General features: G+C 65.8%; 23 protein-coding genes and 4 tRNA genes. 8 read left to right on the forward strand and 19 right to left on the reverse strand.

The genetic code is table 11. The features are described from left to right. Position 1 precedes the first annotated feature (1 nt). From ACFXHA_RS23915 to ACFXHA_RS23935, 5 genes are all read right to left on the reverse strand, one after another. Positions 2–796, reverse strand: a complete 795-nt coding sequence (locus ACFXHA_RS23915; RefSeq protein ID WP_379360272.1) for an MlaE family ABC transporter permease — start codon at positions 794–796, stop codon at positions 2–4. A 10-nt stretch (positions 797–806) separates the two neighbouring features. Continuing rightward, positions 807–1868 (reverse strand): ABC transporter ATP-binding protein, encoded by a 1062-nt coding sequence (locus ACFXHA_RS23920; protein WP_379360274.1) that lies wholly within the window; start codon positions 1866–1868, stop codon positions 807–809. 276 nt (positions 1869–2144) lie between these two features. Further along, on the reverse strand, positions 2145–2519 hold the full coding sequence (gene rplL, locus ACFXHA_RS23925) for a 50S ribosomal protein L7/L12 (protein WP_379360276.1): 375 nt from the start codon (positions 2517–2519) through the stop codon (positions 2145–2147). A gap of 63 nt (positions 2520–2582) precedes the next feature. Next, entirely contained in the window at positions 2583–3152 is a 570-nt protein-coding gene (gene rplJ, locus ACFXHA_RS23930; RefSeq protein WP_379360278.1) for a 50S ribosomal protein L10, read from the reverse strand. Positions 3153–3454: 302 nt separating this feature from the next. Further along, on the reverse strand, positions 3455–4198 hold the full coding sequence (locus ACFXHA_RS23935) for a hypothetical protein (protein ID WP_379360280.1): 744 nt from the start codon (positions 4196–4198) through the stop codon (positions 3455–3457). 229 nt (positions 4199–4427) lie between these two features. Between ACFXHA_RS23935 and ACFXHA_RS23940 the strand changes: the two genes are divergently transcribed. Then, positions 4428–4682, forward strand: a complete 255-nt coding sequence (locus ACFXHA_RS23940) for a hypothetical protein (RefSeq protein ID WP_379360282.1) — start codon at positions 4428–4430, stop codon at positions 4680–4682. A 154-nt stretch (positions 4683–4836) separates the two neighbouring features. On the opposite strand, the gene rplA is transcribed toward ACFXHA_RS23940, so the two are convergent. The 10 genes from rplA to ACFXHA_RS23990 form a co-directional block, all read right to left on the reverse strand. Beyond that, positions 4837–5547, reverse strand: a complete 711-nt coding sequence (gene rplA, locus ACFXHA_RS23945) for a 50S ribosomal protein L1 (protein ID WP_379360284.1) — start codon at positions 5545–5547, stop codon at positions 4837–4839. 71 nt (positions 5548–5618) lie between these two features. Then, positions 5619–6053, reverse strand: a complete 435-nt coding sequence (gene rplK / locus ACFXHA_RS23950; RefSeq protein ID WP_213559194.1) for a 50S ribosomal protein L11 — start codon at positions 6051–6053, stop codon at positions 5619–5621. A gap of 165 nt (positions 6054–6218) precedes the next feature. Continuing rightward, a complete protein-coding gene (gene nusG, locus ACFXHA_RS23955; protein ID WP_379360695.1) occupies positions 6219–7061 on the reverse strand; it encodes a transcription termination/antitermination protein NusG in 843 nt (280 codons plus the stop codon). Between the two features lie 135 nt (positions 7062–7196). After that, positions 7197–7580: a preprotein translocase subunit SecE gene (secE, locus tag ACFXHA_RS23960; protein ID WP_379360286.1), complete on the reverse strand. Its 384-nt coding sequence runs from the start codon at positions 7578–7580 to the stop codon at positions 7197–7199. A 30-nt stretch (positions 7581–7610) separates the two neighbouring features. Continuing rightward, positions 7611–7683 (reverse strand) — tRNA-Trp (locus tag ACFXHA_RS23965). Positions 7684–7880: 197 nt separating this feature from the next. Further along, complete coding sequence (locus ACFXHA_RS23970; protein ID WP_379360697.1) at positions 7881–8927, reverse strand: fused (3R)-hydroxyacyl-ACP dehydratase subunits HadA/HadB; 1047 nt, start codon at positions 8925–8927, stop codon at positions 7881–7883. A 196-nt stretch (positions 8928–9123) separates the two neighbouring features. Further along, a complete protein-coding gene (gene rpmG / locus ACFXHA_RS23975) occupies positions 9124–9294 on the reverse strand; it encodes a 50S ribosomal protein L33 (protein WP_029925945.1) in 171 nt (56 codons plus the stop codon). Positions 9295–9337: 43 nt separating this feature from the next. Further along, positions 9338–9410 (reverse strand) — tRNA-Met (locus ACFXHA_RS23980). Positions 9411–9490: 80 nt separating this feature from the next. Further along, positions 9491–9563 (reverse strand) — tRNA-Thr (locus tag ACFXHA_RS23985). A 217-nt stretch (positions 9564–9780) separates the two neighbouring features. Continuing rightward, a tRNA-Tyr gene (locus tag ACFXHA_RS23990) sits at positions 9781–9863 on the reverse strand. Positions 9864–10003: 140 nt separating this feature from the next. Between ACFXHA_RS23990 and ACFXHA_RS23995 the strand changes: the two genes are divergently transcribed. Beyond that, positions 10004–10495, forward strand: coding sequence for a YajQ family cyclic di-GMP-binding protein (locus ACFXHA_RS23995; protein WP_379360288.1), 492 nt, complete (start codon positions 10004–10006; stop codon positions 10493–10495). Between the two features lie 3 nt (positions 10496–10498). Here ACFXHA_RS23995 and htpX read toward each other — a convergent pair whose 3' ends face one another. Further along, positions 10499–11383 (reverse strand): zinc metalloprotease HtpX, encoded by an 885-nt coding sequence (gene htpX / locus ACFXHA_RS24000; protein ID WP_379360290.1) that lies wholly within the window; start codon positions 11381–11383, stop codon positions 10499–10501. 126 nt (positions 11384–11509) lie between these two features. Continuing rightward, positions 11510–12532: a polyprenyl synthetase family protein gene (locus ACFXHA_RS24005; RefSeq protein ID WP_379360292.1), complete on the reverse strand. Its 1023-nt coding sequence runs from the start codon at positions 12530–12532 to the stop codon at positions 11510–11512. Between the two features lie 189 nt (positions 12533–12721). Here ACFXHA_RS24005 and ACFXHA_RS24010 point away from each other — a divergent pair, with 189 nt between their 5' ends. Together ACFXHA_RS24010 and ACFXHA_RS24015 are read left to right on the forward strand one after the other, a co-directional pair. Further along, positions 12722–13996, forward strand: coding sequence for a geranylgeranyl reductase family protein (locus tag ACFXHA_RS24010; protein ID WP_379360294.1), 1275 nt, complete (start codon positions 12722–12724; stop codon positions 13994–13996). Then, a complete protein-coding gene (locus ACFXHA_RS24015) occupies positions 13993–14412 on the forward strand; it encodes a helix-turn-helix transcriptional regulator (RefSeq protein WP_379360296.1) in 420 nt (139 codons plus the stop codon). Before ACFXHA_RS24010 ends, ACFXHA_RS24015 begins: the two co-directional genes overlap by 4 nt. 3 nt (positions 14413–14415) lie before the next feature. On the opposite strand, the gene ACFXHA_RS24020 is transcribed toward ACFXHA_RS24015, so the two are convergent. Continuing rightward, the gene (locus ACFXHA_RS24020; RefSeq protein ID WP_379360298.1) at positions 14416–16065 is read right to left on the reverse strand and encodes a purine-cytosine permease family protein; all 1650 of its coding nucleotides are present in this window, start codon (positions 16063–16065) and stop codon (positions 14416–14418) included. 205 nt (positions 16066–16270) lie between these two features. On the opposite strand from ACFXHA_RS24020, the gene ACFXHA_RS24025 reads away from it, so the two are divergent. Further along, on the forward strand, positions 16271–16714 hold the full coding sequence (locus ACFXHA_RS24025; protein ID WP_379360699.1) for a VOC family protein: 444 nt from the start codon (positions 16271–16273) through the stop codon (positions 16712–16714). 57 nt (positions 16715–16771) lie between these two features. Here the strand turns inward: ACFXHA_RS24025 and ACFXHA_RS24030 are convergent, their stop codons facing one another. Beyond that, positions 16772–17275 carry a DUF2505 domain-containing protein gene (locus ACFXHA_RS24030; RefSeq protein ID WP_379360300.1) on the reverse strand — a complete coding sequence of 168 codons (504 nt, stop codon included), beginning with the start codon at positions 17273–17275 and terminating at the stop codon, positions 16772–16774. 39 nt (positions 17276–17314) lie between these two features. Between ACFXHA_RS24030 and ACFXHA_RS24035 the strand changes: the two genes are divergently transcribed. The 3 genes from ACFXHA_RS24035 to ACFXHA_RS24045 all read left to right on the forward strand — a co-directional run bounded on the left by ACFXHA_RS24035 (position 17315) and on the right by ACFXHA_RS24045 (position 23248). Next, a complete protein-coding gene (locus tag ACFXHA_RS24035; protein ID WP_379360302.1) occupies positions 17315–17809 on the forward strand; it encodes a DUF3592 domain-containing protein in 495 nt (164 codons plus the stop codon). A 150-nt stretch (positions 17810–17959) separates the two neighbouring features. Beyond that, positions 17960–18673 (forward strand): demethylmenaquinone methyltransferase, encoded by a 714-nt coding sequence (locus tag ACFXHA_RS24040; RefSeq protein ID WP_379360304.1) that lies wholly within the window; start codon positions 17960–17962, stop codon positions 18671–18673. A gap of 144 nt (positions 18674–18817) precedes the next feature. Continuing rightward, positions 18818–23248, forward strand: a complete 4431-nt coding sequence (locus ACFXHA_RS24045; RefSeq protein WP_379360306.1) for a molybdopterin-dependent oxidoreductase — start codon at positions 18818–18820, stop codon at positions 23246–23248. The last annotated feature ends 12 nt before the right edge of the window (positions 23249–23260 follow it).

Raw genomic sequence — 23260 nt, forward strand, 5'->3', positions numbered from 1 at the left:
GTCACGCGCCCTTTGCGGGGACGACCTGAAGATAGATCAGGGTCAGCACCAGATTGAGGAAGAACAAGACCAGGAACGTGATCACCACGGACTGGTTCACCGCGTCACCCACTCCTTTCGGTCCCCCCTTCGGATGCAGGCCCTTGTATGCGGCGATCACGCCCGCCACCACGCCGAAGATCAGCGCCTTGATCTCGCCGATCACCAGGTCGGGGATCTGTGCGAGGGCGGAGAAGGACGCGAGGTACGCGCCCGGGGTGCCGCCCTGCAGCCCGACATTGAAGAAGTAACCGCCGCAGATACCGACCACCGACACCAGCCCGTTGAGCAGGAAAGCGACCAGCATCATGCCGAGCACGCGCGGAACCACCAGGCGCTGAATGGGATCGATGCCCAGCACCTCCATCGCGTCGATCTCTTCGCGGATGGTGCGCGAGCCGAGATCGGCGGCGACGGCCGAACCGGCCGCGCCGGCGATGATCAATGCGGTCACCACCGGTGCGGCTTGCTGCACGGTCGCCAGCACGCTGGTCGCGCCGGTGAAGTTCTCCGCACCCAGCTGCTTGATGAGCGAGCCGGTCTGCAGGGCCACCACGGCACCGAACGGGATTGCCACCAGGGCGGCCGGGAGGATCGAGACACTCGCGATGAACCACGATTGCTCGATGAACTCCCGGACCTGGAAGGGCCGCCGGAACGTCTTGCGAAGCACGTCCAGGAACAGTGCGAAAATGTTGCCGGCCTGGGCAAGTCCCGACTCGACCGGGGTGCGCAGTCGCGTCAGGGTGGGATTCACGCGCCGTATGTTACCCGTTAGTCAGGTTCTGTCGAACCGTGGTGTCATACCCGCCGGTATAGGCGGGCATCACCTGTGTGTCGGAATCATCGCCGTTCTGCGACATCGACTCTCGGATGGCTTCCTGAGCGGCCGGGGGCAGCGTGTGCATGATCTGACGGACCCGCTCGCGCCGACGCTGAACCGCGCCACGCACGGGCATGCCCGGCTGCGCCTTCATCTGCGGGATGATGCCCTCGACCTCTTCGGCGCCACCGGCATGGTGGCCACCGTCGAACATGGCCTGCTCGCGGGCCATCTGGGCTTCGTCCTTCTCCTCGGACATACCGATGGGGCCCTGCATGCGGCCGTTGAGGAACTGCTTGACCACCGGCTCCTCCGAGGTGAGCAGCACCTCGCGGGGACCGAACATGACCAGCTGGCGGCGGAACAGCATGCCGATGTTGTCGGGCACCGAACGAGCCAGGTTGATGTTGTGCGTGACGATCAGGATCGTCGCGTCGATCTGCGCGTTGATATCGATCAACAGCTGCGAGAGATAGGTCGTACGAACGGGATCCAGACCGGAGTCCGGCTCGTCGACGAGGATGATCTGCGGGTCCAGCACCAGCGCGCGGGCCAGGCCGGCACGCTTGCGCATACCACCGGAGATCTCGCCGGGGAGCTTGCCTTCGGCGCCGAGCAGACCGGTCAACTCGAGCTTCTCCATGACGATCTTCTTGATCTCGGATTCGCTCTTCTTGGTGTGCTCGCGCAACGGGAATGCCGTGTTGTCGAACAGGTTCATCGACCCGAACAGCGCGCCGTCCTGGAACAAGACGCCGAACAGCTTGCGGATCTCGTAGAGGTCCTTGTTCGAACAGGTGGTGATGTCGGTGCCGTCGATGTAGATCGAGCCCTTCTCCGGACGGAGCAGACCGATCAACGACTTCAGAAAGACGGACTTACCGGTACCGGACGGGCCGAGCAGAGCGCTGACTTCCCCCGGCGGCAGCGTCAGCGTGACGTCCTGCCAAATACGCTGAGAACCGAACGACTTCGTGATGCCTTCGGTCCTGACCTCGACGCCCACGCCAACCTCCACTTTCTCCGACGAGCGCTCTACATGTGACCGCGCGCCACAAATTTCGCGCGGTGTGGCGCGTCACAGTAGGTTCGGCCACTGTATCGCATATATACCGTCTCGGACACTGGGACCTGACTGGTCGGTAGAAAGTTTTGTACCGCATTCCCCATCACGCCCCGATTACGACGGCAGAATACGCGAAAAGGGCGGTCCCACAATGGGAACCGCCCTTTTCACAAGGAACGCGTTGCCGGAGTATGACCCCGGCACACAATCTCCGTCTTACTTGACGGTGATCTTCGCGCCGGCCTCTTCGAGCTTGGCCTTGGCAGCCTCGGCGGCCTCCTTGTTGACCTTCTCCAGGATGGCCTTCGGGGCACCCTCGACCAGGTCCTTGGCTTCCTTCAGGCCCAGGCCGGAGACGATCTCACGCACGACCTTGATGACCTGGATCTTCTTGTCGCCGGCACCCTCGAGGATGACGTCGAACTCGTCCTGCTCTTCGACGGCCTCGGCCGGGGCGGCACCCGCGACGGCGACGGCGACCGGAGCGGCAGCGGTGACCTCGAACTTGTCCTCGAACGCCTTCACGAACTCGGACAGCTCCAGCAGGGTCATGCCGGCGAAGGTCTCGAGCAGCTCATCAACGTTAGCCATTGATATTTCCTTTCGTAGGTTCGTTGCCGTACGTACGGCAGCGAATAGGTTTGGGGTAGTGACTTATTCGGCGGCAGCGTCGGCCGGAGCGTCGGCGACCGGAGCGGCAGCGCCACCCTCGGCCTGCTTCTTCTCCTGCAGCGCGGCGAGCAGGCGAGCGACCTGGTTGCCGGGGGCAGCGAACAGACCCGCGGCCTTCGACAGGTTGCCCTTCATGGCGCCGGCCAGCTTGGCCAGCAGCACCTCGCGCGACTCGAGGTCGGCGATGCGCTCGACCTCGGACACGGACAGCGCGACGCCGTCCATGTAGCCGCCCTTGATGATGAGCGCCTTGTTGTCCTTGGCGAACGCCTTCAGCGCCTTCGCGGCGTCGACCGGCTCACCCTTGATGAAGGTGATAGCGGTCGGACCGACGAACAAGTCATCCAGGCCTTCCACGCCCGCCTCGGCGGCGGCACGCTTGACCAGGGTGTTCTTGGCGACGGAGTAGGTAGCGTTCGCACCGAGGGCACGACGCAGCTCGGTGATCTTGCTGACCGACAGGCCACGGTATTCCGTGACGACGGTCGCGGTCGACTCCTTGAACTGCTCGGTGATCTCCGCGACGGCGGTGATCTTCTCAGCGTTTGCCATACTTCGCCTCCTCTCTGGATGGTCGGAATCTCGTATGAACTACCGAGTTCCGCCACAGGGGCCGGCGACAAAGCTAACGCCCCGGTCGCAAGGCGATCCGGGGCGCAGAAGAAACGGTCGCGATCGCTCGCGGGTTTCCCGACCTCGGTTCTTCCCTGCGTGGGTCGCCGGCAATATCGCCGGACCTTCAGCCGCCTGACGGCAGCAACCAACGGTCTTCGGTAGAACGATTTGGGGTTGATCTCCGGCAGTCACTCCGAAAAGCGAGCCGATGACCGTCGTCCAATATAGCGGACGCGCATCTAACCAGCAAAATCGAGGTGGAACCCGGCTCCGACTCCGTCGCGCGTGGCCAGATCCTCGAGGATCGCGGTGATCGAGGAGCTGCCGCCCCACACCCATTGATTGCCGATCAGGACGTCACCCGCGACCACCGGCGCACCGGAGTCGCCTGGGAACTCGGGCACCGTGGTCACCAGGTACGGGCCCATCGAAGTGAGGGTGGTCCCGCAGGTCCGGCCGCTCGTGGTGCCCTGTTTGCACACCGGGGTGCCTTCCGGCGGCGGGTCGGCGATGCTGCGAATGGTGGTATCCCCCACGGTGGCAACGGGATCCACCTTCGACCGATCGAAAACGATGACGGCGTAGTCCAACCCGACCCCGTGCGGGCCCGGCGCGATCGGGTTGCCCCCGCTGATGTAGTCGACCGTCCCGATCCGCCCGAGGGCGGCGTCGTGGGCGGGCCCGTATTCGACCGCGGACTGCAGGTAGACCGCGTCCCCGGCCCCCTGCCGCTGACTGTCGTAGGCGCAGTGGGCATTGGTGAGCCCCACCAGATTCCCCGACGCGTCCGACCCGATCGCGGTGAGCGTGCAAAAGTGCAGCAGCGACAGCGATCCCGTGGGCACTCCCCACTGCAAGGCCAGTCCCGTCCCACCACCCACCGGCACCCGCCGCGGCTCGTCCGCGCGGGCGAGGGCCGCGAACGAGGTGACGGCCACCAGCGCCGCACCGAAAAGTATTGCCGCCGAGCGAAATCTGGTCATCACGCCTCCGAGCCGGATGGACGATCAACACAGACGCCCTCACCACGCCTGATTCCCATCCAAGCGCTAGGCCTGCGCCCCTCCGCGACCCCGACCGATCACCCGGTCACCCGGCGTGTCGGTTCCCCCTCCGCGGCGTTACAGCTCCACGCGCCCATGGAAAGTGGGTATTTCAAAGCGGTGATTCCGCCGGATAGGTTCAACGCGTTCACCGAATCGGAGGTCCCCCATGAGTCGAATGCTCACCAAATCCCTTGCCACCGTGGCAATCTCCGCGGCCCTCGCAGGCATCGCGGCCACCCCCGCCATGGCTGCCCCCGCCGCCCCCGCGCAGTCCATCGCCGATTCCGGCTCCGCCTCGGGCTCCGCCCAACTCCTGAAGGTCCCGCTGTCCTTCATCGCCGTCCTGCTCTGCGGCATGTGGGCCTCGCCCAACCCCAACCCGAACCCCCTCTGCAACACCCTGAACTCAGGCTCCGCCTAACAGCAGCCCGCACCACCGAACACCAAGGGCCGTCGCGACTTCCGGCCTACCCCACCAGGTCACGAAGCAAGCTCTCCACCAACGCCAAAGGCCGGCGCGAGTAATCGCGCCGGCCTTTGTTTGTTCTTGCGTCGCTACGCTACGCGGAGGGGACTCAGTCCTCTTCCGCGAAGTTGCGGGTGCGGTTCGGGTCCACCGGGATGCCCGGTCCGGTGTTCGTCGAGAACGTCACCTTCTTGACGTAGCGGCCCTTCGCGGTGGAGGGCTTCACACGCAGGATCTCGTCGAGCGCGGCGCCGTAGTTCTCGGCCAGCTTCTTCTCGTCGAAGGAAGCCTTGCCGATCACGAAGTGCAGGTTGGCCTGCTTGTCGACGCGGAAGTTGATCTTGCCGCCCTTGATGTCCTGCACGGCCTTGGTCACGTCGGGGGTGACGGTGCCGGTCTTGGGGTTCGGCATCAGACCACGCGGGCCCAGGACACGCGCGATACGACCGACCTTGGCCATCTGGTCCGGGGTGGCGATGGCGGCGTCGAAGTCCAGCCAGCCGCCCTGGATCCGCTCGATCAGGTCCTCGGCGCCCACGGCGTCGGCACCGGCGGCCTCGGCCTCGGCGGCCTTGTCACCGACGGCGAACACGATGACGCGGGCGGTCTTACCGGTGCCGTGCGGCAGGTTGACGGTGCCACGGACCATCTGGTCGGCCTTGCGGGGATCGACGCCCAGACGGACGGCGACCTCGACGGTCGCGTCGGTCTTGGTGGTCGCGGTGTCCTTCGCCAGGCGCGCGGCGGCCAGCGGGAGGTAGAGGGCGTCGCGGTCGACCTTGGCGGCCGCCTCGAGATAAGCCTTGCTGCGTTTTGCCATGATTCTCTGTCCTTGTCTAAGTCAGAAGTGGTGCGGGACTGGCCGTCCCTCCCACAAGAGCCGGAAGGCTCTTACTCCGCGACGGTGATACCCATCGAGCGGGCGGTGCCGGCGATGATCTTCGCCGCGGCGTCGATGTCGTTGGCGTTCAGGTCTTCCTGCTTGGTCTTGGCGATCTCACGGACCTGGTCCATGGTGATCTGCGCGACCTTCAGGCGGTGCGGCTCGGCCGAACCCTTCTGGATTCCGGCGGCCTTCAGCAGCAGACGCGCGGCGGGCGGCGTCTTCAGCTTGAAGTCGAACGAGCGGTCTTCGTAGACCGTGATCTCGACCGGAATGACGTTGCCACGCTGCGACTCGGTCGCCGCGTTGTACGCCTTGCAGAATTCCATGATGTTGACGCCGTGCTGGCCCAGCGCGGGACCGACCGGCGGGGCCGGGTTAGCGGCACCGGCCTGGATCTGGAGCTTGATAAGCCCAGAGACCTTCTTCTTCTTCGGGGGCATCTTTCTTCCTTGGTTAGGTTCCTTGCGATTACCCGCAAGCCTTTTCCGGGATTGCGCGCCATGGGGACTGTCAAGCATCAGCCCAAGGCACAACCCGGCAAGTCTACGTGAACGCAAAAAAGGCGGTGACACCGGGTGAAACCCCGGGCCACCGCCTCCATGCGACTAAATCTTGGCGACCTGCGTGAAGGCCAGCTCGACCGGAGTCTCGCGGCCGAAGATCGAGACCAGCACCTTGAGCTTCTGCTGCTCGGCATTGACCTCGGAAATGCTGGCCGGGAGGGTGGCGAAGGGGCCGTCCATGACGGTGACCGACTCGCCGACCTCGAAGTCGACCTCGATGACCGGCTTCACGAACGAGGAGTCACCCGAGCCCGTCGCGGCGGCAGCGGCGGTGGCCGGGGCGGCCTTCTTCTGCTGCGCGGCCGGGACCAGGAACTTCACGACCTCGGGGATGGTCAACGGCGAGGGTCGCGAAGTGGCGCCGACGAATCCGGTGACACCGGGGGTGTTGCGCACCGCGCCCCAGGACTCGTCGTTCAGCTCCATGCGGACCAGGATGTAGCCCGGCAGCACCTTGCGGTTGACGTTCTTCTTCTGGCCGTTCTTGATCTCGGTGACCTCTTCGGTCGGGACCTCGACCTGGAAGATGTACTCCTCGAGACCGAGGTTCTGCACGCGGGTCTCGAGATTGGTCTTCACCTTGTTCTCGTAGCCGGCGTAGGAGTGCACGACGTACCAGTCACCGGGGGCGCGACGCAGCGCGGCCGTCATCTCGGCCACCGGGTCGGCGGGCTCGTCGGAGATGTCGGCGGCGGGCTGCGCGGGCTCGTCCTCTTCGGCGTCCGCGGCGAACTCGTCCGCGTCGAACTCGGCGGCGGTGGCCTCAGCGTCCTCGACATCGGCGGACTCGGCGTCCTCGACGTCCTCGACGTCCGCGATGGTCTCGTCGATCACCACGTCATCCACCGGGAATTCCTCGGTTGTGCCGTTCTCCGGGGTGCTCACTGGGGCACTCGCTTTCTTGGTCGTCACGTAATCCTCTGCGCGCCGGGGCAATACGCCCGGCGGATGGTCCCGCTCCCCGCCTCTGCACGGGGGCCGGTCACCGGCTGCGACGGTCAGAGGCGGTCATCGTGCCGCCTAGCCGAAGAGCCAGCTCACACCCTTGATGAACGCCACATCCAACCCGCCGATGAACGCGATCACGAAGATCACGAACACCAGGACAACGCTCGTATAGGTGACCATCTGCTTGCGGTTGGGCCAGATGACCTTGCGAAGTTCCGCAACAACTTGCTTGAGGAACGTCCACAGGCTCAGGAATGGATTGCCCATTCCACCGCGGCCGGTCTTCTTGTCCTTGCCGGACTTCTTGGTGGTTGCCTTGGCCGCTTCCGACGGTCGCTCGATCGTGGCAGTCGACGACGCGGCGCGTGAACGCCGGGCGGACCGCTTGCCGCTCGGACGAGCCACCGCGGCGGTGTCGTCGCCATCTTCGTGGCGAGTGTCCCGCTCGTCGCTCACGTCGATCCTCTCTAACGTCGGCATCCAGGGCAGGGGCGACAGGACTTGAACCTGCAACCTGCGGTTTTGGAGACCGCTGCTCTGCCAGTTGAGCTACGCCCCTTCGGCTGGACGGGGTTGGTCCAGCCACTGTTTCTGATTCAGTTGTACGTCTCATTCAGTTGTACACGGGGTTTCACACAACATACGCGCCGCTCCTCGGAGCAGCGCGCATCGGCTGGTGACCCCAGATTTTCGATACTACGTTACCCCGCGTGGCGATCGCCAATCGGGGTGTCGCAGCCTACCTCGGGTGTGGGCTCAGCCCAGCTGGACGGTTGCGGTGGCGCGGCCGAAGATCTTGCGGCCCTCCGACTTCGCCACGATCGCGATCACTGCGGTGCGGGTCTCGGGGTCCACGGACTTGACCTTGCCGGTGTATTCGATCTCCGCGGGACGGTCGGCGGGGACGTACACGGGGCTGGTGAAGCGGACGTTGTACTCCTTGACCGCACCCGGGTCGCCGAGCCACGAGGTGACGAAGCCGCCACCCAGGCCCATGGTCAGCATGCCGTGCGCCACAACGTTTTCCAGGCCGACCAGCTTCACGACATCGTCGCTCCAGTGGATCGGGTTGGCGTCGCCGGAGACGCCGGCGTAGTTCACCAGGTCGCCACGGGTGAGCTGCACGGTGCGCGAAGGCAGTTCGTCGCCGGCCGCGATGTCGTCGAAGCGGCGGGTCTGCGCGCTCGCCACCACGCGCCCGGTCGGGACGACCGCGACGGCGTGCTCGGGGTCGTCGATCTCGACCGGCTTGTCGGCGTCGGCGGCATCCGGACCGACCCCGTGCATGAGCACATTGCGCACGGCGTCACCGATATTGGGGTCGATGTCACCGCCGCTGCGGCCGATCAGGGTGGTGTAGGTGGTGAGCACCAGCTCGTCGTTCTGGGCGACCACATCGTTGCGGGTGACGATGATGTCGCCGCCGAAGGCCTGCCGGAACGAGTGCAGGTACACGATGCAGGAGAGCTGGTCGCCGGCCTTGATGGGCCGGTGGAATTCCAGGATCTGATCGGTCTGCATGATCTGACTCAGGTCGTAGCCGGTGACGATCTGCTCGAAGAGCTTGCGCTGGGCCAGGATTCCGACCAGGGAGATGAAGGTGAGCGGGGCCACCAGGCCGTCGTGGCCGTAGCCGCGGGCGATGTCCTCGTCCCAGTGGGCCGGGTGGTAGTCCTGCACGGCGCGGGCGTATTCACGCACCTTCTCGCGGCCGACCTCGTAGTAGTCGTCGACGCGGTAGTGATAACCGACCATCGCGGCGGCGTGCGCGGCGGGGTCGAAGGCCTCGCTCGGATCGAGCATGGCGGCCTCGGAATCGATCTCGGTGTTGAGAGTCACGGCAGGAAGTCCCTATCTGATCCTTCATCAGGATCGGGCGGAGCGCTGAACCACCGCTATATACACCAAGTGCCGGACCGGAGCCAATGTCCCTTTTCAAGAGACTGTCTGACTTGCCGATCCGGCACTTCTTCCACGCGGTAGAGCGCGCGGGGTTAAGTTATCGAGATTCGCGGTGCGCCCGGTGGGTGCCGCAGTTGGGGCAGAACTTCTTCAGCTCCAAGCGGTCCGGGTCGTTGCGCCGGTTCTTCTTGGTGATGTAGTTACGGTGCTTGCACTGCTCGCAGGCCAAGGTGATCTTTGGCCGGATATCAGTGGACTTCGCGGCCACGATTTTCCTTCTTTCCGGTCAGCCTGATTGGAATATCAGTATGTAGCGATGGCCGGACTTGAACCGGCGACACAACGATTATGAGTCGTTTGCTCTACCGACTGAGCTACACCGCCATCTGGTGTCGGTACTTGACGGCGGGGATGTCCCGGTCCTGCAAGGAGAAGCCGAGTCGGTCACCACCGGCAATCCGGCGAGCCCCCTAACGGAATCGAACCGTTGACCTTTTCCTTACCATGGAAACGCTCTACCGACTGAGCTAAGGGGGCGTGTCTGTCTTGCTCCGGTCTGGGCCGGGGCGCTGACGACTTGAACGAGATTACACACTCCCCCGCCACACTTCCAAATCCTGTGGTCAGAGCATGTTTTGGGACAGATCGGAGCGGGTACGGGGGGGCGACTGCGACGGAGGTCGCGGACCCGGATGACATGACACAGTCCGAAATACAAAGAACCCCGTGGATTTTCATCCACGGGGTTCTCGGGTGGCAGATGTAGGATTCGAACCTACGTAGGCTTTCGCCGACGGATTTACAGTCCGCTCCCATTGGCCGCTCGGGCAATCTGCCGGGGTGCGCCTTGCGGTGCGGTGACGAGAATACATCGAACCCCCTCCCGCAATGCAAACCGGCTGGATATCGCCACGCCGCAGGGACTAGCGTCGGCGGGCGAACCCCCAATTTTCCGATCTCGGACAAGGAGCACAAGCGTGGCCGATTCGTCGTTCGATGTGGTGAGCAAGATCGATCGCCAGGAGGTGGACAACGCGCTCAACCAGGCCGCCAAGGAGCTGAGCCAGCGCTACGACTTCCGCAACACCGGCGCGAGCATCGAATGGTCCGGCGAGGAGAAGATCGTTCTCACCGCGGATTCCCAGGACCGAGTGGAGGCCGCGCTGGATGTGTTCAAGGAGAAGCTGATTCGCCGCGATATCTCGCTCAAGGCGTTCGACGCCGGCGATCCGCAGGCCTCCGGGAAGGTGTACAAGATCACAGGCACCCTGGTGCAGGGGATCACCACCGAGAACGCGAAGAAGATCGCCAAGAAGATCCGCGACGAGGGCCCCAAGAGCGTCAAGGCGCAGATCCAGGGCGAGGAGTTGCGGGTCACCTCCAAGAACCGTGACGACCTGCAGGCCGTCATCGCCCTACTCAAGGGCGGCGACTTCGAGGTTGCTCTGCAGTTCGTCAATTACCGCTAGCCGCTAGTAATTGCGGTTGCCACCGGCCATTTCCTCGAGGCGGGCGATACGGTCCGCCATCGGGGGGTGGGTGGAGAACCAGCGGGCCATCTTGTCGCCGTTGCGGAACGGGTTGGCGATCATCAGGTGGGACTGAGCGGTCAGCTGGGGTTCGGGGGGTAGCGGGGCGGCCTGGGTGCCGCTTTCGAGTTTGCGCAGGGCCGAGGCGAGGGCCAGGGGGTCGCCGGTGAGTTCCGCGCCGTCCTGGTCTGCTTGATACTCGCGGGAACGCGAGACGGCCAGTTTGATGAGCGAGGCCGCGATCGGGCCGAGCAGCGAAACCAGCAGGATGCCAACGATATTCGGGCCTTCGCCGTCCCGGTTGCCGCCGCCGAAGATACCGGCGAAGAACGCGAGGTTGGCCAGGCCGGAGATCACCGCGGCGAGCGCGCCCGCCACCGACGAGATCAAGATGTCGCGGTTGTAGACGTGCGAGAGCTCGTGGCCGAGGACGGCGCGCAGTTCGCGCTCGTCCAGGATCTGCAGGATGCCGGTGGTGCAGCAGACCGCCGCATTGCGCGGATTGCGGCCCGTGGCAAAGGCATTCGGGGCGTTGGTGGGGCTGATGAAGAGCCGCGGCATGGGTTGCCGTGCGGCCGTGGCCAACTCGCGCACGATGCGGTACATGGCCGGGGCTTCCAGCTCGGACACCGGCTGCGCGTGCATCGCCTTGAGTGCCAGTTTGTCGCTGTTGAAGTAGGCGTAGGCGTTCATGCCGACGGCCAGCAGGATCGAGAAGCCCAGGATCATCGGGCTCCGGAACATGGCCCCGGCGAACACGATCAACGCCGACATGCCCACCAAGAGGCCGAACGTCTTCAACCCGTTCGCATACCCGTGCCCATGCATAAACGGTCTCCTTCTGTGCCCCCTCATCGCTGAGTTACACGAGGTCAACGATAGAGCCGCAGGGTGAAGTTCCCAGTTGTTCGACTGATCGGTTTCGGATGGGTCGCGGCAGCCACCGCGACCCGATCAGCCGACGCGTTCGATGGTGTAGCGGACCAGCTGTTCCAGGGCCTCGTTGGCCGGACCGCCCGGCAGCGCCGACAGTTCGGCGTGCGCGATATCGGCGTAGCCGTGCAGCTTCTCCTTGGCCAGCACCAGCCCGCGCGAGCGCGAGAGCAGGTACAGGGCCTCGTCGACCTCGGCATCGGTCTGCAGCGGCTGGGCCAGCAGTTTGCGCAGGCGGTCGCCCTCGGCGCCCTCGTCGCGCAGGGCGTAGAGGACCGGCAGGGTGTGCACGCCCTCGCGCAGGTCGGTGCCCGGGGTCTTGCCGGACTGCTCGGACACCGAGGAGATGTCGATGATGTCGTCGGCGATCTGGAAGGCGGTGCCGACGGCGTCGCCGAGGCGGGCCAGGCGTTCCACGTGGTCGTGGCCGGCACCGGAGAAGGTGCCGCCGAAACGGCCCGCGGCCGCGATCAGCGAACCGGTCTTCTCCCACACCACACGCAGGTAGTGTTCGACCGGATCCTGGGACTGCCGCGCGCCGATGGTCTCGCGCATCTGACCGGTGACCAGCTCCGCGAAGGTCTCGGCGATGATGCGGACGGCATCGGGGCCGAGGGTGGAGACCAGGCGGGAAGCATGCGCGAACAGGTAGTCGCCGGCCAGGATGGCCACGCTGTTACCCCAGCGCGAGTTCACGCTGGGTGCGCCGCGGCGCATGGACGCCTCGTCCATGACGTCGTCGTGGTAGAGGGTCGCGAGGTGCACGAGTTCCACGACCGTGCCCGCGATGACCAGGTCGGGGCTGGTCGGGTCCGGTCCGAGCTGGCCGGTGAGGATGGTGAACAGCGGACGGAAACGCTTGCCGCCGGCCTTGGCCAGATGCAGCGCGGCCTCCTGCAGGAACTCCTCACCGTCGGACAGCTCGGTGATCAACAGATCCTCGACCTCGATCAGACCCTTGCGCACAGTCGCCGCGAGCTCGGGATCACCCAGATCCACCCCCGCGACCACGGTGCTCTCATCGCTCACAGCTGATGCGCTCATTTCATCTCCCAGTGCCGCGTCCGACCCCACGCCAAAGAACCTAGCGTGTGGACCGATCACCCCCTATGCACACCACCGTAGTGCGACGCAGGAAACAATCGCTATGTGAATCGAAACGGCCCAGGCCGGGGCCGGATGGAGTACGGGGCAGATATGCGCGCTCGGTGATGTGCTGCAAGTATTGACCGCATGGGTTCACCGGAAGTCGCGCCCGAGCAGGGGAAATCGTCGGACGTTTTGCCTTCGCATGTCGATGTGCTGGTGGTCGGTGCGGGTCCCGCGGGTTCCGCGGCGGCCGCATGGGCGGCACGCGCCGGACGCGATGTGCTGCTGGCCGATTCCGCGGTGTTCCCCAGAGACAAGACCTGCGGTGACGGTTTGACGCCGCGCGCGACCGCCGAACTCGAGCATCTCGGGCTGGGTGACTGGGTGCGGGCGCACACGGTCAATCACGGGTTGCGGATGGCCGGGTTCGGGCGGGAGGCGCTGCTGCGCTGGCCGGACGGGTCGTTCCCCACCTACGGAAGTGCCGTGCCGCGAACCGAACTCGACGACAAGCTGCGCGAGACCGCGGTGCAGTCGGGGGCGCGCATGGTCGACGGGGCCAAGGTGGTGGAGGTGGCCCGCGAGGGCGACCGGGTCACCGGGGTGACGATCAAGACCGACGGCGGGCTGCGGGCGGTGGCATGTAAGACGCTGATCGTGGCCGATGGGGTGCGCTCGCCGGTGGGAAAGATGCTGGGCCGCACCTGGCATCGGCAGTACGCGTACGGGACGGCGGCGCGGGCGTACATCAAATCCGAGCGCAGCGACGATCCGTGGATCACCTCGCATCTCGAATTGCGGGATGCCGCCGGGGAATTGATTCCCGGCTACGGCTGGGTGTTCCCGCTCGGCAACGGTGAGGTCAATATCGGGGTCGGTTCGCTGGCCACCGAGAAGCGCCCGTCGCATATCGCGTTGAAACCGCTGCTGCAGCACTATGTCTCGCAGCGGCGCGCGGAATGGGGTTTCGAGGGTGAGGCGCGGGCGGTGGCCTCGGCGCTGCTGCCCATGGGCGGCGCGGTGTCGAATCTGGCGGGCCGCAACTGGGCGTTGCTGGGCGACGCGGCCGGATGCGTGAATCCGCTCAACGGTGAGGGCATCGACTACGGCCTGGAGGGCGGGCACATGCTCGCCGGAATCCTGGATCAGCCGGATCTGACGCATATCTGGCCGGAGATGCTGCGGGAGCGCTACGGCCGCACCTATTCGGTGGCGCGGCGGCTGGCGGGGCTGGCCACGCATCCGCGCACGGTGCCGCTGGGCGGGCCGCCGATGATGCGCTCGAAGCTGTTGCAGCGCACCGCGGTCCGGGTGATGGGCAATCTGGTCACCGATGAGGACGTGGATCTGACGGCCCGGCTGTGGCGGGCGTCGGGACGGGCGTCGCTGCGATTCGACAAGATCCGGCCGTTCTCGTGACGAGTCGGCCGGTTCCCGAGGATCTGCTGCCGCATCTGCGGCGAGCACGGGATCTGGCCGACCGGCATTACGCGGAGCCGCTGGACCTGGACGCGCTGGCGGCGGCCGCGGGGGTGTCGAAGTATCACTTCCTGCGATGTTTCGCCGCGACCTACGGCAAGACCCCGGCGGTGTATCTGGCCGAGCGGCGCATCGAGCGGGCGCAGGATCTGTTGCGCGCCACCAATATCACGGTGACCGAGACCTGCATGCTGGTCGGCTACAGCAGTCTCGGTTCCTTCAGCCGCAAATTCACCGACCTGGTCGGGATGTCGCCCTCGGAGTACCAAGCGAAATTCGCTGCCGAGGGCGCACCCCATATCCCGGGTTGCTACGTCTTCATGCACGGTCTCTCGGATCGGAAACCGCAGCCGTAGCGGTTATTTCGCGGGCAGCACGTGGATGCCGGTCTTGTCGGTGGAGAGCGCCAGCGAGCTGATGTACTGGATCTCGCCCTCCGGTCCCGGGACCGCCGAGGCGATCATGTCGGGGCGTTCGAATTCCATGCCGGTGACCGCGCAGGTGAGGGTCTCCCCCGACGGGTTGCCGTGCTCGTCGAACATGTCGAGTTCGATGCCGTCGTGGTCGCGGCGCAGGTAGTACTTGCCCTTGGTGAGGATGGCGGTGAGCGGCGTGGCGAGGAACGAGACCAGCACGGCCACGATGGGCGAGTAGGGCTTCAGGGTCTCGCCGAAGAGGCCGAAGAAGGTCGCGATGGACAGCACGGCCGACAGTCCGAAGCCGACCAGGCCGACCGGGTTGAAGTCGTAGAGCATGCCGCGGCGGAACTCGGGCTCCTTCGGCGAGAGCTTCAGCACGTACTTGTTGATCGCGATATCCGTTGCGACGGTGACGATCCAGGCGATGCCGCAGTTGGCGTAGAAGCCGAGGATGTTGTTGAGGAAGTCGAACATGTTGGCTTCCATCAGGATCAACGCGATCGCGAGGTTCAGGCCGAGGAACACCAGGCGGCCCGGGTAGGTCTTGGTGACGCGGGTGAAGGAGTTGGTCCACGCCAGCGAACCCGAATACGCGTTGGTCACATTGATTTTGATCTGGCTGATGACGACCAGCACGACGGCCAGGGTCATGGCCAGCCAGGCCGGCATCATGTCGCGGTAGATCTCGAGGAACTGGTGCACCGGCTGATTGGCGATGTTCTGCGCACCGGGCAGGCTGGCGATCAGGTAGACGGCCAGGAACAGGCCGACGACCTGCTTGATCGCACCGAAGAGCACCCAGCCGGGTCCGGCCAGCAGCATCCAGCCCCACCACTTGCGGGCGTTGTCGGGGGTGCGGGGCGGCATGAAGCGCAGGTAGTCGATCTGTTCGGCGATCTGGGCGATGAGCGAGAGGCAGACGCCGGCGGCGAGCAGCGCGCCCGACAATGAGACGCCCTTGCCGTCCTGGCCGCCGTAGGCCAGGAAGGTGCCGACCGAATCCGGGTGGCGCACCAGCAGGAAGCCGAAGGGCAGCACCATCAGGATCAGCCACAGCGGGGTGGTCCACACCTGGAGTTTGGCGAGGGTGTTCATGCCGTAGATGACGAGCGGGAAGATCATCAGCGTCGACACCAGGTAGCCGAGTGGAAGTGGCACGTGCAGGCCGAGTTTCAGGCCCTGCGCCATGATCGAGCCCTCGAGCGCGAAGAAGATGAAGGTGAAGGAGGCGAACACGATGTTCGTCACCACCGACCCGTAGTACCCGAAGCCGCTGCCGCGGGTGATCAGGTCCAGGTCGATGTTGTAGCGGGCCGCGTAGTAGGCGAGCGGGAAGCCCGTGATCATGATGATGATCGCGAAGATGCCGATGCCCACCAGCGCGTTGCCGGTGCCGTTGGCGATGCCGATGTTGGCGCCGATGGAGAAGTCGGCCAGGTACGCGATGCCGCCGAGCGCGGAGACGCCGACCACCGCCGGACTCCATTTGCGGTAGCTGCGGGGCGCGAACCGCAGCGTGTAATCCTCCAGCGTCTCTTTGGACGCCGCGACCGCATTGGCCGTCGGGGTTTCTACTTGAACCACCGGCACTCCTCGTTCGGGCTCGTCACGAGCTTGTTCCGAGTTCGAGAGTGGTCAGCGAATGTTGATCATGGCTTTCCGAACCGTTGCCGGGTTGTTACGTCAGGCTCACCGAGGTTCCGAGTGTGTGAACTCAGCAATTTCCGAGTGTGCCGACTCAGCAATTTTGGAGAAGCACGGACGAACCGGCGATCCATAGCCTGGGGGCATGACGATCATCTCGAATGTCTCGCTCGTGACCGTGTACGTGACCGACCAGACCGAGTCCAAGCGCTGGTACATCGACAATCTGGGTTTCGTGGAGACTTCCGACATCACCATGGGAGACAACGGCTTCCGCTGGGTCACGGTGGCGCACCCGGACCATCCGGAACTGGAGGTCACTCTGATGGTGCCCGGTCCCCCGCTCACCGACGACCTGGCCGAGGCGATCCGCCGCTCCATGGCCAACGGCACGCACGGCGCGCTCGGCCTGCGAACCGAGAACTGCCAGAAGGCTTTCGAGGAACTCACCGCGAAGGGTGTCGAGTTCATCCAGCCGCCCGCCGAACGCCCCTACGGCGTGGAGGCCATCATCCGCGACAACTCCGGCAACTGGCTGGTCCTGGTCGAGAACCGCGAATTCGATCCCAGTAAGGGCGACTTCGGGCCGCAGTAGCGATCCGTTTCGCCCCGTGGATGCGGGACCACCCCCGCATCCACGGTTTTACCGGGATCAGGCGTTCTGCGCGGCGAACCAGGTTTCGACGGACTTGCGCTCGCTGTTCATGACCTTCTTGAGCAGGTTCTCGACCAGCGGCTCGATGGCCCCGCCCACCAGCGGGACCTTCACGTCGACGGTGCCGGTGACCTCGATCTCGGAACCCTCGGCGGTGGGCCGCAATTCGAACGCGCCCGCCATCTCGGTGGTGATGCCGCCGGAGCGGCCGGTGAAGGAACCCTTGGCGACGCCGTCGGTGAGCGGGCCCCAGGTGTCGGTGCGCTCGAGCTCGAGCTCGCTCTTGAGGACCTTCTTGACGATGCCGGGAATCTGATCTTCGGGAGCTTTTTCGGTCATATGAATGCTGATGGTGCCGGGGCCGTCCGGGTGGGTGAGCTCCAGCGTGGCGGTCGTCGCTTCGGCGAAGCGGGACTGCCACATCTCGTCGTTGGTGAGTGCCCGGTGAAGATCTTCGACCGGAACGCTGTACTGCACGGTGAAGCTGAATTTTCGGGACATGGCGAAGACCGTACTTCAGCGATGGAATAGCCTGCTGAAGTGTCGGAAACTAGCCAGTCTCATAGGGCTGAACAGCATCGGGCGGTTCGGTTTCGGCGGGCTCGGATCGGGATCGTGGTCGCCGCCGCGACCATCAGCTTCCTGTCGGTCCTGCTGGTGTTGGCGGCCTGGCGCGACGACCATCTGATCAACTCCGACAAGGGCGTGACCAGCGCCGAAGTTCTTTCGGCCGGCACGCTGCGCTCGGCGGTCATCTTCGTCACCCCCGACGGCGAGACCCACAATCCCAAGACCGGCGTGCTGTATCCGACCAAACTGACCGTCGGCGAACGCATCAATGTCGAATACCGGCGCAGCGATCCCGATCTCGTACGGGTGGCGGGTCGCGATGCGCGTGTCGCCGTGATCCCGGCGGCCTCGGTCATCGTGGTCTGCTGGGCCGTCGCCCTGCCCATCCTCTGGCTGCTCGGCTCCTCGCCACGGCGTTGGCTGGGCGCGCTGCGGGCACGCGTGCGAACTAGGCTCCGGCAGTAGACAGTCCCATCGTCCACCTACCAGGTTCGCGGCCGTCTCGTTCTGGACTGAGTGGAGCGGGGGAGCGAAGCGGAGGAGCGGAGGGAGGGAAGAACGAGACTTCGGGGCCGCGAACCCGCCCGAAGCGAAGCGGAGGGCAAAATAAGCACCGTGGCGAAAATCAGGCAGCGGGAATCGTTTCGGGCCCAGCTGGACAAGCAGCCGCGCGATGTCGCGTCGATGTTCGATGGCGTCGCCAAGCGGTACGACATCACCAACACGGTAATGACCGGCGGTATCGACCGTTATTGGCGGCTCATGACCCGAAAAGCGTTGGCGCTGCGGCCCGGTGAACGGGTGCTCGATCTCGCTGCGGGGACCGGCGTTTCGACCGTGGAGATGGCCAAGTCCGGTGCCTGGTGCGTGGCCGCCGATTTCTCCCAGGGCATGCTCGGGGCCGGACGCTGGCGGAATGTGCCGATGGTGGCGGGCGATGCCATGGCGCTGCCGTTCGCCGACGACTCCTTCGACGCGGTCACCATCTCCTACGGGCTGCGCAATGTCGCCGACCCGGATCTGGCGCTGCGCGAAATGGCCCGGGTGACCAAACCCGGCGGCCGGCTGGTGGTGGCCGAGTTCTCCACCCCGACCCTCGCACCGTTCCGGACGGTGTACATGGAATACCTGATGAAGGCGCTGCCCCAGGTGGCCAGCGCGGTCAGCTCCAATCCGGATGCCTACGTGTATCTGGCCGAATCCATCCGAGAGTGGCCGAACCAGCCGCAGCTGGCCATGCGCATCGCGGATGCCGGCTGGTCCTCGGTGAAGTGGCGCAATCTCACCGGCGGGATCGTGGCCCTGCATCGCGGCTACAAGCTGGGCTGAACGCCCGCCCCGCCGGTGTGGGATCGCTCACTACAGCGCTCTGACCTGGCCTCACCGTCGTGAAATCCGGCTGTGAGGCCGATTGTCATCTGGAGATAACGTTCGGTAAATCGCCCGCAACCCGCGCTGGCTTAACTCGAAACCATGCCGGATCAGTCCACGCCCCCGACGAGCACCCGGACCGCGTGCTCGTACTGCGGGGTGGGGTGCGGAATCACCGTGGAGACCAAGCCCGATGCGCGCGGGCTGCCGATCATCACCAAGGTCAAGGGCGACAAGAACCACCCGGTCAATGCGGGGCGACTCTGCACCAAGGGCGCGACGCACGCCGAGTTGATGGCCGCGCCCGGCCGGATGGAGACTGCCTACCGGCGTCCCGAACGCGGGCAGCCGCCCGTGCCGCTGCCGGTCGACGAGGCGATTCACGAAGCGGCCGAACGACTTCGGGTGATCCTGGACACATACGGACCGGACGCCATCGCGCTCTATGTGTCCGGCCAGATGTCGATCGAGGCCCAGTACCTCGCCACCAAACTCGCCAAGGGCCACCTGCGCACCGTGCACATGGAGGCCAATTCGCGGCTGTGCATGGCCAGCGCGGCCGGCGGCTACAAGCTCTCGCTCGGCGCGGACGGCCCGCCCGGCTCCTATGACGACCTCGATCACGCCGACCTGTTCTTCGTCATCGGCGCGAACATGGCCGACTGCCATCCGATCCTGTTCCTGCGCATGGCCGATCGACTCAAGACGGGCGCGAAACTTATCGTGGTGGATCCGCGGCGCACCGCCACCGCCGACCGCGCCGACCTGTTCCTGCAGATCCGGCCCGGCACCGATCTCGCCCTGCTCAACGGTCTGCTGCACCTGCTCGTCGCGAACGGCGACATCGACGCCGAGTTCATCGCCGAACACACCGAGGGCTGGGCGGGCATGCCGGAATTTCTGGCCGGGTACCAGCCCGAGCTGGTGGCCGAGGTGACCGGGCTGGCCGAGGCCGATATCCGCACCGCCGCCGAGTGGATCGGCGCGGCCGGTGAGTGGATGTCGCTGTGGACCATGGGCATCAACCAGTCCACCCACGGCACCTGGTCCACCAACGCCCTGATCAACCTGCACCTGGCCACCGGCACCATCTGCCGCACCGGCAGCGGCCCGTTCTCGTTGACCGGGCAGCCCAATGCCATGGGTGGGCGCGAAATGGGTTACATGGGACCGGGACTGCCGGGGCAGCGCAGCCTGCTCTCGGCCGCCGACCGGGCCTTCACCGAAGAGATCTGGGGGCTGGCTCCGGGCACGATCCGCGACGAGGCCGGGCCTGGTTCCATCGAGATGTTCCGAGGGCTGGCCGACGGCGAGATCAAGGCCGCCTGGGTGATCTGCAGCAATCCCGTGGCGTCCATGGCGAATCGGCGCACCGTGATCGCCGGGCTGGAGGCCGCGGAGCTGGTGATCGCCCAGGACGTGTACACCGACACCGCCACCAACGCCTACGCCGACCTGCTGCTGCCCGCCACCCTGTGGGCCGAATCCGATGGCGTCCAGGTCAATTCGGAACGCAACCTGACTTTGCTGCGGCGCTCGGTCGACCCGATCGGCGACGCCCGGCCGGACTGGCAGCTGATCGCGCAGCTCGCCACCGCGCTCGGCTTTCCCGGCTTCGAGTACGCCTCCAGCGCCGAGATCTTCGACGAGCTGCGGCAATTCAACAATCCCGCCACCGGCTACGACCTGCGCGGCATCGACTACGAAGGGCTCGCCGACGGTCCTGCGCAGTGGCCGTGCCCCGATCCGGCGCAGCGCCGCAACCCGATTCGCTATCGCAACGACGGTGTCAGCCAGACCCTGTACACCGACGAACACGGCCACACGCCGCGCCTGGCCTTCGCCACCCCCAGCCGCCGCGCCGTGTTCTTCCCGCGCCCGCACCTGCTGCCCGCCGAGATGCCCGACGACGATCACCCGTTCGTGCTCAATACCGGCCGCCTGCAACACCAGTGGCACACCATGACCAAGACCGGGAAGGTGGCGAAGCTGAACAAGCTCAATGGCAAGCCGTTCCTGGAGGTGCACCCGGACGACGCCGCGAAACTCGAGGTGCGCGACGGTGATCAGCTCGAGATCGCCTCGCGGCGTGGACGCGCGGTCCTGCCCGTCCAGATCAGCGACCGCGTCCTGCCCGGCACCTGCTTCGCGCCCTTCCACTGGAACGATGAGCAGGGCGAATACCTGACCATCAACGCCGTCACCAACGACGCCGTCGACCCGATCTCGCTGCAGCCGGAATTCAAAGCGTGCGCGGTCCGACTGCGCAAAGTGGCAGTGCCCCGCAGCGCGAATACGGATCAGACCCCCGGTAACCCGGATGTCGTGGCTGACACCGAACCGGTTGCCGCGAGCGGTGATTCGAACACCCTGGGCGGCTTCGGGATGCCGCCCGTCGCCGTCGGCGGGCCGCATCCGCTGGCGGTCATGCTCGGGCTGGAGACCGGAAGTGCGCCGACGCTGAGCGAGATCGAGCGCACCTACCTCGGCGGATATCTCGCTGCGCTGCAGAGCCTGCCGGTCAGCGGTGTGCCCGTGCTGCCGGAGACCGCACCGATCTCGGAGCGCAGCCGGACCTGGCTCAACGGGCTGCTGGGTGGGATGTACTCCCGTGGGCCACAGGCCGGTTCGCCGATTCTCGACGCGGCCGGGACGCCGATGCTCGGCGGTGTGGCGGGCGGGGAACCCTCGGGCGCAATGGGTTTCGCGATCCGCACGGTGACCGTGCTGTGGGCCTCGCAGACCGGCACGGCCGAAGATCTGGCCGCCGCGCTCACCACGTATCTGCTCGATTCCGGCATCGAACCGCGACTGCTCGATATGGATTCGGCCGAATTGTCCGATCTGACCGGCGATGTGCTGGTTATCAGCAGCACTTTCGGCGACGGCGGGCCGCCGGATAATGGCGCGGACTTCTGGGAGCGGCTCAACGACAGCGCGATCCGGCTGACCGGCATGCGGTACGCGGTCTTCGCGCTGGGCGACTCCTCCTACGACGACTTCTGCGGCCACGGCCGCAAGCTCGACGAACTCTTCGCCGCGCGCGGCGCCACCCGCCTGCTGCCCCGCGTCGACAGCGAACCCGATCACGAAGAGCTGTCGGCGACCTGGATCGACGAGGTCGCCGCGATCCTCACCGCCCCGGCGCCCGAATCCGGCGGCGGTGACACCGCATTCGGTCCGGCTGGATTCGGCACCCCGGTCGGCGGCGACTCCCACGGCGAATCCGCGACCGCAGCCGGTCGCACCGTGCCGAGGTCCAACGGACCTCGTGGTGGTGACGGCCCCGTGCCGAATTGGACCGCGCCGGGTCAGGGTTCCGGTGCCCGGCCGAACGGTGGACAGCCCACCTCCCGGACAACCGGGGGTCTCACCTCGGGGCGCACGCGCACCCTGGAGGCCGCGCCGTTCACCCGGAACGCGCCGGTGCTCGCGAAACTGGTTCGCAACGAGTTGCTCTCGCGTGACGGATCCGGGAAAGAGGTGCGGCGGTTCGGGTTCGATCTCAGCGATCTGGAGGCGAGCTACGAGGTCGGGGATTCGCTCGGCATCCGGCCCTCGAATTGCGATGCGCTGGTGGCGGAATGGCTCGCGGCGACCGGATTGGACGGACGTCGGATCATCGATGTGGACGACGATGAGATGACGCTGGCGCAGGCGCTGCGGACCCGCTTCGACATCACCCGGGTGAGCACGGATCTGCTGTCCTTCGTGGCCGACCACAATGCCAGTCCGCGATTGGCGAAGCTGTTGCGGCGCGACAATCGCAATGAGCTGGACGGGTACCTGTGGGATCGGCAGGTCGTGGACGTGCTGCGCGACTTCCCGGTGCAGGCGGACCTGGTGGAGTGGCTGGGGACGCTGAAAAAGCTGCAACCACGCCAGTATTCGATCTCGTCGAGTCCGCTGGTGGACCCGCGCGAGGTGCAGTTGACCGTCGGCGTGGTGCGCTACGGCGATCCGGCCGCGATCGGATCGCAGGCCCGGCGCGGTGGGGTGTGCTCGACCTTCCTGGCCGATCGCGCCGACGCCCCGGTGCCGATCTTCCTGCAGCGGGCCCCGCATTTCCGGCCACCCCTGGATCCGACCGCGCCCATGATCATGGTCGGTCCGGGCACCGGGATCGCGCCGTTCCGGGGGTTCCTGCAGGAACGCCGTGCGCTGGGTTGCACCGGGCGGAACTGGCTGTTCTTCGGCGATCAGCACGCCAGGGACAATTTCTACTACCGGTCCGAACTGGAGGACATGTTCCGCTCGGGCTTCCTGACTCGCCTGGATCTGGCGTTCTCGCGCGATCAGCGCGAACGGGTTTACGTGCAGCACCGGATGATCGAGCACGGCGCGGAACTGTGGGCGTGGCTGCGCGAGGGCGGTCATTTCTATGTGTGCGGTGATGCCGCGCGCATGGCCAAGGATGTGGATGACACGCTGCTGCGGATCGCACGGATTCACGGGAAGCTCAGTGAAGAGGGCGCGCTGGCGTTCAAGAAGCAAATGGTCGCGGAGAAGCGCTACGTGCGCGACGTCTACTGATTTCGGTCCGGC

Source organism: Nocardia sp. NPDC059240, from assembly GCF_042753865.1.
Taxonomy (GTDB): Bacteria; Actinomycetota; Actinomycetes; order Mycobacteriales; family Mycobacteriaceae; genus Nocardia.